This is a genomic window from Actinomadura litoris (genome assembly GCF_009733595.1).
Taxonomy (GTDB): domain Bacteria; phylum Actinomycetota; class Actinomycetes; order Streptosporangiales; family Streptosporangiaceae; genus Spirillospora; species Spirillospora litoris.
The window spans coordinates 508,957-520,727 of sequence record NZ_WOFH01000004.1 but is presented as its reverse complement, the minus strand read 5'-3'; the positions used below and the strand labels follow the sequence as shown (position 1 = coordinate 520,727).

Annotated in this window: 11 protein-coding genes; 10 read left to right on the top strand and 1 reads right to left on the bottom strand. The window is 70.0% G+C overall.

What is annotated here, in order from left to right:
- Window positions 1-298: 298 nt before the first annotated feature.
- From arc to GNZ18_RS13770, 10 genes are all read left to right on the top strand, one after another.
- Entirely contained in the window at window positions 299-2,062 is a 1,764-nt protein-coding gene (gene arc / locus GNZ18_RS13815; RefSeq protein WP_214619237.1) for a proteasome ATPase, read from the top strand.
- A gap of 229 nt (window positions 2,063-2,291) precedes the next feature.
- Window positions 2,292-3,809, top strand: coding sequence for a depupylase/deamidase Dop (dop, locus tag GNZ18_RS13810; RefSeq protein WP_173390762.1), 1,518 nt, complete (start codon window positions 2,292-2,294; stop codon window positions 3,807-3,809).
- 291 nt (window positions 3,810-4,100) lie between these two features.
- The gene (locus GNZ18_RS13805; protein WP_156216787.1) at window positions 4,101-4,310 is read left to right on the top strand and encodes a ubiquitin-like protein Pup; all 210 of its coding nucleotides are present in this window, start codon (window positions 4,101-4,103) and stop codon (window positions 4,308-4,310) included.
- Between the two features lie 347 nt (window positions 4,311-4,657).
- Window positions 4,658-5,611, top strand: a complete 954-nt coding sequence (locus tag GNZ18_RS13800; protein WP_173390761.1) for an endonuclease VII domain-containing protein — start codon at window positions 4,658-4,660, stop codon at window positions 5,609-5,611.
- A 171-nt stretch (window positions 5,612-5,782) separates the two neighbouring features.
- Window positions 5,783-6,628 (top strand): proteasome subunit beta, encoded by an 846-nt coding sequence (gene prcB, locus GNZ18_RS13795; RefSeq protein WP_312874503.1) that lies wholly within the window; start codon window positions 5,783-5,785, stop codon window positions 6,626-6,628.
- A gap of 21 nt (window positions 6,629-6,649) precedes the next feature.
- Entirely contained in the window at window positions 6,650-7,402 is a 753-nt protein-coding gene (gene prcA, locus GNZ18_RS13790) for a proteasome subunit alpha (protein WP_156217028.1), read from the top strand.
- A 206-nt stretch (window positions 7,403-7,608) separates the two neighbouring features.
- Complete coding sequence (gene pafA / locus GNZ18_RS13785) at window positions 7,609-8,967, top strand: Pup--protein ligase (RefSeq protein WP_214619241.1); 1,359 nt, start codon at window positions 7,609-7,611, stop codon at window positions 8,965-8,967.
- Between the two features lie 99 nt (window positions 8,968-9,066).
- A complete protein-coding gene (locus tag GNZ18_RS13780; RefSeq protein WP_156216784.1) occupies window positions 9,067-9,996 on the top strand; it encodes an FKBP-type peptidyl-prolyl cis-trans isomerase in 930 nt (309 codons plus the stop codon).
- 74 nt (window positions 9,997-10,070) lie between these two features.
- The gene (locus GNZ18_RS13775; protein WP_242895117.1) at window positions 10,071-10,736 is read left to right on the top strand and encodes a helix-turn-helix transcriptional regulator; all 666 of its coding nucleotides are present in this window, start codon (window positions 10,071-10,073) and stop codon (window positions 10,734-10,736) included.
- Between the two features lie 31 nt (window positions 10,737-10,767).
- Window positions 10,768-11,304: a DUF3291 domain-containing protein gene (locus tag GNZ18_RS13770; RefSeq protein ID WP_156216783.1), complete on the top strand. Its 537-nt coding sequence runs from the start codon at window positions 10,768-10,770 to the stop codon at window positions 11,302-11,304.
- Between the two features lie 17 nt (window positions 11,305-11,321).
- Here the strand turns inward: GNZ18_RS13770 and GNZ18_RS13765 are convergent, their stop codons facing one another.
- Window positions 11,322-11,768 carry a PASTA domain-containing protein gene (locus GNZ18_RS13765; RefSeq protein WP_156216782.1) on the bottom strand — a complete coding sequence of 149 codons (447 nt, stop codon included), beginning with the start codon at window positions 11,766-11,768 and terminating at the stop codon, window positions 11,322-11,324.
- Window positions 11,769-11,771 lie beyond the last annotated feature (3 nt).

Here is an 11,771-nt window from a genome sequence, read left to right as displayed (position 1 = left end):
TCGCCCCCGCGGACCGCGTCGCGCTCCGTGACTGGAACGGGCCAAACCACCGCCGCCGACCCGGCCCAAGCCCGCCCCCGCACCCGCGGACGCGCCGACGTCCCACGCCGAGACCAGCGAAATCCCTCAGCCCCGCGGCCCCCGCCCGGCAGCAAGATCGCGCAGGCCACCGCCACCCCCCGCACACATCCGGAACCCCCCGAACGACACGACTACCGAAAGGGCAGGTTACGGAAGCCCTCCAGATAGGTAGGGTCTCAGTAGGTCGTCGGCTCTCTTCGTGAGGAGGTGACGGGGCGTGGCCGCTCGTGACGATGCTGGGGCGCGCAGGGCGCAGCACGACAAGGAGGTCAGGGACCTCCAGACGCAGGTGTCCTTCCTGGAGGAGGAGATCTCCGTGCTGCGCCGCAAGCTCGCGGAATCCCCGCGCCAAGTACGTGTACTTGAAGAACGCCTCCATGAGGCACAGGCCAACCTGGCCGCCGTAACCGGACAGAACGAGCGACTCGTAGCGACCCTCAAAGAGGCTCGCGAACAGATCGTCGCGCTCAAGGAGGAGGTCGACAGGCTCGCGCAACCACCCTCCGGATTCGGAGTCTTCCTTGAGGCCCGCGACGATGGAACGGTCGACATCTTCACCGGCGGACGCAAGCTGCGCGTGAACGTCAGCCCCGCCGTCGAGATCGACGAACTCCAGCGCGGCCAGGAGGTCATGCTCAACGAGGCCCTCAACGTCGTCGAGGCCCTCGCCTTCGAGGAGCAGGGCGAGGTCGTCATGCTCAAGGAGATCTTCGAGGACGGCGAACGCGCCCTCGTCATCGCGCACGCCGACGAGGAACGCGTCATCAAGCTCGCCGAGCCGCTGCGCGGGGTCCCGCTGCGCGCGGGCGACTCGCTCATGCTGGAGACCCGCTCCGGGTACGCCTACGAGAAGATCCACAAGGCCGAGGTCGAGGAACTCGTCCTCGAAGAGGTCCCCGACATCTCCTACGACGAGATCGGCGGCCTCGGATCGCAGATCGAGCTGATCCGCGACGCGGTCGAACTGCCCTACCTGCACGCCGACCTCTTCCGCGAACACCAGCTCAGGCCGCCCAAGGGCGTCCTGCTCTACGGTCCCCCCGGCTGCGGGAAGACCCTCATCGCCAAGGCCGTCGCCAACTCGCTGGCCAAACAGGTCGCCGAGAAGACCGGCCAGGAGGGCAAGAGCTTCTTCCTCAACATCAAGGGCCCCGAACTCCTCAACAAGTACGTCGGCGAGACCGAGCGGCACATCCGCCTCGTCTTCCAGCGGGCCCGGGAGAAGGCGTCCGCCGGAACCCCCGTCATCGTGTTCTTCGACGAGATGGACTCCATCTTCCGCACCCGCGGATCCGGGGTCTCCTCCGACGTAGAGAACACCATCGTCCCGCAGCTGCTCAGCGAGATCGACGGGGTCGAGGGCCTGGAGAACGTCATCGTCATCGGCGCCTCCAACCGCGAGGACATGATCGACCCCGCGATCCTGCGGCCCGGACGGCTCGACGTGAAGATCAAGATCGAGCGGCCCGACGCCGAGGCGGCCAAGGACATCTTCTCCAAGTACATCCTCACCGGCCTCCCGCTGCACCCCGACGACGTCAAGGAGCACGGCGGCTCCGAGGACGTCACCGTCGAGGCGATGATCCAGCGGGTCGTCGAGCGGATGTACACCGAGAGCGACGAGAACCGCTTCCTGGAGGTCACCTACGCCAACGGTGACAAGGAGGTCCTGTTCTTCAAGGACTTCAACTCCGGGGCGATGATCCAGAACATCGTCGACCGCGCGAAGAAGATGGCCATCAAGCAGTTCCTCGACACCGGCCAGAAGGGCATGCGGGTCAACCACCTCCTCGCCGCCTGCGTCGACGAGTTCAGCGAGAACGAGGACCTCCCCAACACCACCAACCCCGACGACTGGGCCCGCATCTCCGGCAAGAAGGGGGAGCGGATCGTCTACATCCGCACCCTCGTCTCCGGGACCAAGGGCGCCGAGGCCGGCCGGTCCATCGACACCGTCGCCAACACCGGCCAGTACCTCTGACCCACCGACGGCACAGCACCGACAGCGACACGCGCGGCGGCCACCCCACCCGGGGAGGCCGCCGCGCCCTTATCACCGGAGACGACCCCATCACCCCGCCACACCACACCCGCCCGCGCCCCCACGCCCGGCACGCCGACCGCCCCCGGCGCACCGCCCCCGGCCCGACACCCGCCCCGCCGGAGGAGCCCCATGGCTCCACCCCCGCCGCCCCGATAGGCTCGACGATATGAGTGTTCGGCGCGTGATGGGCATCGAGACCGAGTACGGCATCTCCGTACCCGGGCAACCAGGGGCCAACGCGATGGTGACCTCCTCCCAGGTCGTCAACGCCTACCTCGCGGCGTCCGCCGCGCGCGCCCGCAGAGCCCGATGGGACTTCGAGGAGGAGAACCCCCTCCGCGACGCGCGCGGCTTCGACCTCGCCCGCGAGGTCGCCGACCCCACCCAGCTCACCGACGAGGACCTCGGCCTCGCCAACGTCATCCTCACCAACGGCGCGCGGCTCTACGTCGACCACGCCCACCCCGAGTACTCCGCACCCGAGTGCACCAACCCCCTCGACGCCGTCATCTGGGACAAGGCGGGCGAACGCGTCATGGCCGACGCCGCCGCCCGCGCCGCCCTCGTCCCCGGCACCCACCCCATCCAGCTCTACAAGAACAACACCGACAACAAGGGCGCCTCCTACGGCTGCCATGAGAACTACCTCATGAAGCGCGAGACGCCCTTCGCCGACATCGTCCGCCACCTCACCCCCTTCTTCGTCTCCCGCCAGGTCGTCTGCGGCGCCGGCCGCGTCGGCATCGGCGTCGACGGACGCGGCGACGGCTTCCAGATCAGCCAGCGCGCCGACTTCTTCGAGGTCGAGGTCGGCCTGGAGACCACGCTCAAGCGCCCCATCATCAACACCCGCGACGAACCCCACGCCGACCCCGAGAAGTACCGGCGGCTGCACGTGATCATCGGCGACGCCAACATGGCCGAGGTCTCCACCTACCTCAAGCTCGGCACCACCGCGCTCGTCCTCGCCATGATCGAGGACGGGTTCCTCACCGTCGACCTGTCCGTCGACATGCCGGTCGCCGCGCTGCGGGCCGTCTCCCACGACCCGTCCTGCAAGCACCTGCTCACCCTGCGGGACGGCCGCAAGATGACTGCCGTCCAGCTCCAGATGGAATACCTGGAGCAGTCCCGCAAATACGTCGAGGACCGCTTCGGCGCCGACGTCGACGACATGACCAACGACGTCCTCGACCGCTGGGAATCGGTCCTGCACCGCCTCGGCGACGACCCCATGCAGCTCTCCCGCGAACTCGACTGGGTCGCCAAGCTCGAACTGCTGGAGGGCTACCGCAGCCGCGACGGCCTGGACTGGTCGCACCCGCGCCTCCAGCTCGTCGACCTCCAGTACACCGACATCCGCCCCGACAAGGGCCTGTACAACCGCCTGGTCGCCCGCGACCGCATCGAACGCGTCGTCACCGAGGCCCAGGTCGAATCCGCCATCGAGGACCCGCCCGAGGACACCCGCGCCTACTTCCGCGGCCGCTGCCTGCGCCAGTACGCCGAATCCGTCGCCGCCGCCTCCTGGGACTCCGTCATCTTCGACGTCCCCGGCCGCGAGTCCCTCCAGCGCGTCCCCACCCTGGAGCCGCTGCGCGGCACCAAGCAGCACGTGGGCGCCCTCCTGGACAGCTGCCGCACCGCCGCGGACCTCGTGGCCACCCTGACCGGCCAGAGCTGACTCAGGGCCTCCTCCGGACGTCCCGGCCCCCGCACGCCGCCAGGCGCGCGGGGGCCGCCACCTACCGGCCACCCTTTGGATAGCGTCACTATCGAAGTCGAACTAGCGTCCTGACCTGCGGTTACGCTCGCTGTCTCGGTTTCGTGACCGCTATGCCCGTTTCATTGTCCGGTGGACGGGCGATAACCGGATCAGGCCCGGCACCCTCGTGGCGCGCGGCGGATCCACGGGTCCGCTGAGCGCCGAAGATCGGAGATAGGGTTGGGGGTACCGGCAGAGCGGAGGTACGGAATGGCCACGAAGGACACCGGCGGTCAGAAGCAGACCACCCGGCGCACGGAAGAGGTCGAGGAGACCGAGGCCACGACGACCGAGGACGTCCAGGAGCGCAACGAAAAACTCACCGACGACGTCGACGCAATTCTCGATGAAATCGACGAAGTTCTCGAAGAAAATGCGGAGGAATTCGTCCGTGCATATATCCAGAAGGGGGGCGAATAATCGCGCTAAGTCCGGAAAAATCGGACACGAGAAAAACTCCCCACAATGCCTTATAAATAATTCACGGTCCTTGATTTAAAGGGCCGCAAAGACGTGGGCGGGCCGGTAAAGTCCTGCCCATGTCTCATAAGAAATGCCGAGACTGCGGCCGGCTAAAGGCGGCCGCGGAGTTCTCGAAGCGAAGGGCATCCCCCGACGGCCTGGCGCTCTACTGTAAGGAGTGCTTCGCCCTGAGAGGAGCGGCCTCCTACAGGAAGAGGCAGGCGCGGGAGGGCAAGGCGGTCAGGCCGTTCAGACGGCATTCGGCGGTCCCCCCGGGCATGAAGTACTGCCCACGGTGCGAGAAGGTGCAACCGGTCGACGCGTTCGGGAAGAACCGCGCGGAGGCGTCCGGCCTGACGAACTACTGCCGCCCCTGCCACAACAAAGTGATGGCCGAGCAGAGGGACCGCAAGTACGGCGGCGGGCGCAACTACCAGTTGCGGTTGCGCTACGGCCTCAGCGCGGAGCAGGTGGACCAGATGATCGCCGGGCAGGGCGGGATCTGTGTGATCTGCCTTCGCGCCGAGGCGAGGCACGTCGACCACAACCATCTCACGGGCGTCGTCCGGCGCATCCTGTGCTTCAGGTGCAACGGCGCACTCGGCCAGTTCCACGAAGACCCACGCTGCCTGGGGGACGCCGCGGATTATCTGGAGCTCAAGGGGCCGCAGGCGCAGCGACTGGAAATCGTTCTCGGCAAACCCGTGTTCGAGGGACGGCCACGCGTGCTGAGCGAGGCCGACTGGCTGAAGCGACGGAAGTCAACTCGTCCGGCTCAGCGGGGGAGGCGCCTGATCGAGCGGTACGGGATCGACGAGGAGGACCGGCAGCGGCTTCTCGGGCTTCAGGGCGGGTTGTGCGCCGTCTGCTGGGACGTCCCGGCCGAGCATGTCGACCATGACCACGCGACCGGCGCCGTGCGCGGCATGGCGTGCGGCGGCTGCAACACCGGAATGGGTCAACTGGACGACGATCCGGTCTCGCTCCGCCGCGCGGCGGACTACCTGCTGGGCCAGTTGGTGACGAGCGTCCCGGCGGCGGACGGGGGAACGCGCCTGTCGTTCACGGTTCCGGACGTCGATCCGGCGACCGTGCCCCTGGACGGCTGGGCGCCGCACCGCGAGGCGGACGGGCGGCATCGCTCCCGCGTGTGGAGGGTCGATGACGATCACGAGGGCCCGACGTGGCTCACGCTGGGTCTGGAGCGGCTCCTGGACTCCTACAAGGCGATGGCCGAGGAGCGCATGGCCTCACGGTGACGTCCGCGCCCGCCCTGTCTCCCGGGACTCCCGGCGGCGTCCGGGTTCGCCGTGGGCTGATCGGCCGGGGAGGCCGTGGCATGCGGTGGACGAGGGTTGAACAGTAGGGTCGTGTTGTCCGCGCCGGTGGGGTTGAGGGAATCCGGCGCCATGACGGAGGAAGGGAGTCGCGTGGCGGCCCACGATTCGCAGACCGGGCGCCTGCCGGGGTTGTTCTCCAGCCCGGGCACGTCCTCGTTCACGGAGTTCCTGGGGGCGTACTCTCCGGAGACGCTGCCCGGCAGAGGGGCCCTTCCGGCGTCGTCGCCGGGGGACGATATCCCGCATGGCACGACGATCGTCGCGGTGGGCTTTCCCGGCGGGGTGGTGATGGCGGGGGATCGGCGCGCGACGGCGGGGAACGTGATCGCGCAGCGCGACATCGAGAAGGTGTTCCGCGCGGACGAGTTCTCGGCGATCGCGATCGCGGGCACGGCGGGCATCGGCATCGAGATGGTGCGGTTGTTCCAGGTGGAGCTGGAGCACTACGAGAAGCGTGAGGGCCGGACGCTGTCGGTGGAGGGGAAGGCGAACCGGCTGGCGACGATGGTGCGGCAGAACCTGGGGATGGCGATGCAGGGGCTGGCGGTGGTGCCGCTGTTCGCCGGTTACGACGAGGAGCGCGACACGGGGCGGATCTTCTCCTACGACCCGGCGGGCGGCCGGTACGAGGAGCGGGACTTCTACTCGATCGGGTCGGGGTCGGTGTTCGCGCGGGGTTCGCTGAAGAAGCTGTACCGGTCGGATCTGTCGGTGGACGACGCGGCGCTGGTGTGCGTCCAGGCGCTGTACGACGCGGCCGATGACGACTCGGCGACGGGCGGTCCGGACCTGGCGCGGGGGATCTTCCCGGTGGTCGCGGCGGTGACGTCGGACGGTTACCGCCGTCTCGCCGATGACGAGGTGGGCGCGGTGGCGCGGTCCGTGGTCGAGGAACGTTACGACTCGCCGGGCGGGCCGACCGCCCCGCTGCGATAGAAGGGATCCTGTCCGGTGTCCATGCCGTTCTACGTGTCGCCCGAGCAGCAGATGAAGGACAAGGCGGACTATGCGCGGAAGGGTATTTCGCGCGGCCGCAGTGTCGTGGTGCTGCAGTACGACGATGGCATCCTGTTCGTGGCGGACAATCCGTCGCGGGCGTTGCACAAGATCAGTGAGATCTACGACCGGATCGCGTTCGCGGCGGTGGGGAAGTACAACGAGTTCGAGAACCTGCGGCTGGGCGGTGTCCGCTACGCCGACATCAACGGGTACCAGTACGACCGCCGGGACGTGACGGCGCGGGGTCTGGCGAACGTGTACGCGCAGTCGCTGGGGACGATCTTCACGGAGACCAACAAGCCGTACGAGGTGGAGTTGGTGGTGGCGGAGGTCGGCGCGGACGCCGACACCGACCAGATCTACCGGTTGACCTTCGACGGGTCGGTCGCCGACGAGCACGGGTACGTGGCGATGGGCGGCCAGGCGGACGCGGTGGCGCAGGCGCTGAAGGACGGGTACGAGGAGGGCGCGTCGCTGGCCGGGGCGCTCCGGGTGGCGGTGCGGGCGTTGGAGGCGCAGGACTCCGAGCGCCGGTTGGAGGCGAAGTCGCTGGAGGTGGCGGTCCTGGACCGCAACCGCGAGCACCGTCTGTTCCGGCGGTTGACGGCGCGCCGGATCGAGGAGCTGCTGGGCGAGGAGGACTCGTCCGCGGCCTCGGACGCGGGCTCGGACGCGACCCCGGACTCGCCGAGTAAGCCCGACGAGGACTGACCGGCGCCGGTGCCGAGGGGAGCCTCCCGGGCTCGATCGGCAGGTGGCGGGGCCGCCCGGGGCGGTTCCGTGCGCGGGTGTGGGCCCGTCGCGGCGGGGTGGCCGAGGCCGCCCGGCCCGCGGCGGGTTCTCGCGTTGTGGCGGGTGTTGGAAACGGTGCGCGGGAGAGACTGCCAAGTCGGGGCACGGCCGCATAGGGTCGGGGTGTGGACAGGCGTATTTTCGGGCTTGAGAACGAGTACGGCGTCACCTGCACCTTCCGCGGTCAGCGGCGGTTGTCACCCGATGAGGTGGCGCGCTACCTGTTCCGGCGGGTGGTGTCGTGGGGCCGGAGCAGCAATGTGTTCCTGCGGAACGGCGCGCGGCTTTACCTCGATGTCGGGAGTCACCCGGAGTACGCCACGCCGGAGTGCGACAGCGTCGTGGATCTGGTGACGCACGACAAGGCGGGGGAGCGGATCCTGGAGGGTCTGCTGGTGGACGCGGAGCGGCGGCTCCGTGAGGAGGGCATCGCCGGCGACATCTACCTGTTCAAGAACAACACCGACTCGGCGGGCAATTCGTACGGGTGCCATGAGAACTATCTGGTGGGGCGGCACGGGGAGTTCGGGCGGCTCGCGGACGTCCTGATCCCCTATCTGGTGACCCGGCAGATCATCTGCGGCGCCGGGAAGGTGCTGCAGACGCCCCGGGGCGCGGTGTACTGCGTGTCGCAGCGGGCGGAGCACATCTGGGAGGGCGTGTCGTCGGCGACGACGCGGTCGCGTCCGATCATCAACACCCGCGACGAGCCGCACGCCGACGCCGAGCGGTTCAGAAGGCTGCACGTGATCGTCGGTGACTCGAACATGAGTGAGACGACGATGCTGCTGAAGGTCGGGGCGACCGACCTGGTGCTGCGGATGATCGAGGCGGGTGTGGTGATGCGCGACCTGACGCTGGAGAACCCGATCCGGGCGATCCGGGAGGTCAGCCACGACATGACGGGCCGGCGGAAGGTGCGGCTGGCGAACGGCCGGGAGGCGAGTTCGCTGGAGATCCAGAAGGAGTACTTCGGGAAGGCGCGCGACTTCGTCGACGCTCGGGGCGGGGACGCGACGGCCAAGCGGGTGCTGGAGTTGTGGGAGCGGACGCTGCGGGCGGTGGAGACCGGCGACCTGGACCTGGTGTCGCGGGAGATCGACTGGGTGACGAAGTACAAGGTGATCGAGCGGTACCGGCGCAAGTACGACCTGCCGCTGTCGTCGCCGCGGGTGGCGCAGCTGGATCTGGCCTACCACGATGTGCACCGCGACCGGGGGCTGTACTACCTGCTGGAGAAGCGGGGGTCGGTCGAGCGGGTGTCGCGGGACCTGGACATCTTCGAGGCGAAGTCGGTGCCGCCGCAGACGACGCGGGCGCGGCTGCGCGGCGAGTTCATCCGCAAGGCGCAGGAGAAGCGGCGCGACTTCACCGTGGACTGGGTGCATCTGAAGTTGAACGACCAGGCGCAGCGGACGGTGCTGTGCAAGGACCCGTTCCGGTCGGTGGACGAGCGGGTCGACAAGCTCATCGCGGGGATGTAGCGGCTGGTCGGCGGGTCGTGGCCGACGGTCGGCAACCGGGGGGTCACGTGGGGGTAGGGTGAGCGCGCAGTAGCGCTCGCCGTCCCGTGAAGGACCAGTATGCGTCGTCGTCTCTCCGCCGTGCCCGTGGCCGCCGTGCTGGTCGTCCCGCTGGTGCTCGCCGCCGGGTGCTCGGACGGCGGGGGCGTGCGGGTGACGGTGCGGGGCGATTTCGGGCGGTTGCCGGATGTGTCGTTCCCGAAGGGTTCGCCGGGCGGGTCGCTGGCGGTGAAGCGGTTGTCGGCGGGCCGGGGCGTGGCGGCCCGCGAGGGCGACCTGGTGGTGGCCGACTACGTGGGGTACCGGTGGAGCGGGGGCGGGCGGAGGCTGCTGGCGAGCAGTTTCGCGTCGGGCCGTCCGGAGGCGTTCCCGACGTGGTCGGTGGTGCCGGGGCTGCGGAAGGCGTTCACGGGCGCGCGGGCGGGGTCGCGGGTGGTGGCGTCGATCCCGCCGAAGGACGGTTTCGGTGATCGGGGGAACGCGGCGCGGCAGATCGCCGCGGACGACACGCTCGTGTACGTCTTGGACGTGCGGGGTGTGTACCCGGGGTCGGCGGGCCCGCACGGGAGGCCGGAGGCGCCGCTGCGGGACGCGCGCTTGCCGCAGGTGGCGCCGGGTGGCGGCGCGCCGCGGGTGACGGTTCCGCGGGTGGCGGCGCCGAAGGACCTGCGGGTGCGGACGCTGGTGCGGGGCGACGGCCCGGCGGTCCGCAAGGGCCAGTTGCTGGCGGTGCAGTACGCGGGGTTCTTCTGGCGGGATGGGAAGGCGTTCAGCTCGTCGTGGTCGGCGGGGCATCCGAACGGGTTCATGATCGGGACCGGTCAGGTGATGCGGGGCTGGGACGAGGCGCTGATCGGGCAGCGGGTGGGGAGCCGGATGCTGCTGGTCGTCCCGCCGCGGCTCGGGTACGGGCCGAAGGGCCTGCCGCAGGCGGGGATCCAGGGGTCGGACACGCTGGTCTTCGTCGTCGACGTCCTCGGCGCGCACTGACGCGGGGATCCCGGGCGCCGCGCGGGCGTGCGCCGCTTTCTATGTCACACCCTGGCTGTTCTTAGAATGGCGGGGTGGACGACATCGACACGATCGCGCTGCTGCAGGACGCAATGCGCAGGCGGCTCTACGAGTACGTGGCGGCTCAGGGCCGGGAGGTGGCGCGGAACGAGGCGGCGGAGGCCGTGGGCGTGGGCCGGACGCTGGCGGCGTTCCATCTGGACAAGCTCGCGGAGGCGGGCCTGCTGGAGGTGGCCAGCAGGCGGCTGACGGGCCGGTCGGGGCCGGGCGCGGGGCGTCCGGCGAAGGTGTACCGGCGGGCGGCGGCCGAGCGGGGCGTGTCGGTGCCGCCGCGGGACTACCGGACGGTGGCGGGCCTGCTGGCGGAGGTCGCGGACGCGGCGGGCCTGGACATGGAGGCGCAGGACGCGGCGCGGCGGCTGGGCCGGACGCTGCGCGGCGCGGGCGGGTCGTGCGGGGATCTGGACGCGGTCCGCGAGGTGCTGGCGGCGCGCGGTTACGAGCCGGTGGTGGAGGGGGAGGGTGCCGAGGCGGTGCTGCGCATGCGGAACTGCCCCTTCCACGTGGTCGCGGAGCGGTTCCCGCCGCTGGTGTGCGGGATGAACCTGGCGATGATGGAGGGCCTGGTCGAGGGGTCCGAGGGCGTGGGCGTCCGGATGGACCCGCGTCCGGGGTGGTGCTGCGTGGCGGCCGACCACTCTAAAAACAATCGTGATTGACATAGAGATGGGGGCGTGGTGAGGTGGGCCCATGACCGATGACGCCCGTACCCCCGCGCCCTCCGCCGCCCTCCCGAGCGAACCGGCCCGCCACCACATCGCCCAGTTCAACGTCGGGACCATCAGGTTCCCGCTGGACGAACCGGAGATGGCGGACTTCGTCGCGCAGCTGGAGCCGGTCAACGCCCTCGCCGACGGCACGCCCGGATTCGTGTGGCGGCTCGTCGAGGAGGGCGAGGGCGACGCGACCCGCATGCGCCCGGCGGGTGCCGACGTGGTCGTGAACTACTCGGTGTGGGAGAGCATGGAGGCGCTGTGGGACTTCGTCTACCGCAGCCCGCACCTGGACACGATGCGGCGCCGCAGGGAGTGGTTCCAGCGCCACATGGAGTCCCACCTCGTCATGTGGTGGATCCCCGCCGGGTACATCCCGACCGTCGAGGAGGCCCTGGAGCGCCTCGCCCTGCTCCGCGAGCACGGCCCGTCGCCCCGCGCGTTCACGTTCAGCACGTCCTACACGGCGGCGGAGGCCGAGGCGCTCCGGACGGCCCCGTCGCTAGGGCGATAGCCCAGGGGCGCGGTGGGTCATTCGCCGATCTTCTTGCTGTAGAGGGTGATCGTGGTGTCGGGGGCGACGCGCTCGCCCGGGGCGGGGGACTGGCGGACGACGACCCAGTTCCGGTCCCACAGCAGGAGCCGCCCCCGCCCGGTCGCGTCCTTCTCGCGGAGCATGTGGAGCCCGGCCGCCTGCATCTCGTTCTGCGCGGTCTGGTGGTTGTGCCCGACGACGCGGGGGACCCGGATGAGCTGGGGCGCCCTCGGCTTGGCCGTCGTCGGCTTGGCCGTCGTCGGCGGCTGGGCCGTCGGGGGCGTCGGCCTGGGCGTCCCGGCCGCGCGTGAGGCCGTGGTGGGCGCGGCGGTCGCGCTCTCGCTCGGCTTCGCCGAGCCCGCCGAGCCCGCCGGGTCGGCGGTGCCGCAGGCGGTGAGGACGGCGGCGGCGAGCAGGCCGGCGGTGATGATGGTGCAGCGCATGGT

Excerpts from the sequence above, each read along its gene's own strand:
- dop (WP_173390762.1), top strand. The coding sequence starts at position 2,292 with ATGAGTGTTCGGCGCGTGATGGGCATCGAGACCGAGTACGGCATCTCC.
- GNZ18_RS13805 (WP_156216787.1), top strand. The coding sequence starts at position 4,101 with ATGGCCACGAAGGACACCGGCGGTCAGAAGCAGACCACCCGGCGCACG.
- prcA (WP_156217028.1), top strand. The coding sequence starts at position 6,650 with ATGCCGTTCTACGTGTCGCCCGAGCAGCAGATGAAGGACAAGGCGGAC.
- GNZ18_RS13780 (WP_156216784.1), top strand. The coding sequence starts at position 9,067 with ATGCGTCGTCGTCTCTCCGCCGTGCCCGTGGCCGCCGTGCTGGTCGTC.
- GNZ18_RS13770 (WP_156216783.1), top strand. The coding sequence starts at position 10,768 with ATGACCGATGACGCCCGTACCCCCGCGCCCTCCGCCGCCCTCCCGAGC.
- GNZ18_RS13765 (WP_156216782.1), bottom strand. The coding sequence starts at position 11,768 with ATGCGCTGCACCATCATCACCGCCGGCCTGCTCGCCGCCGCCGTCCTC.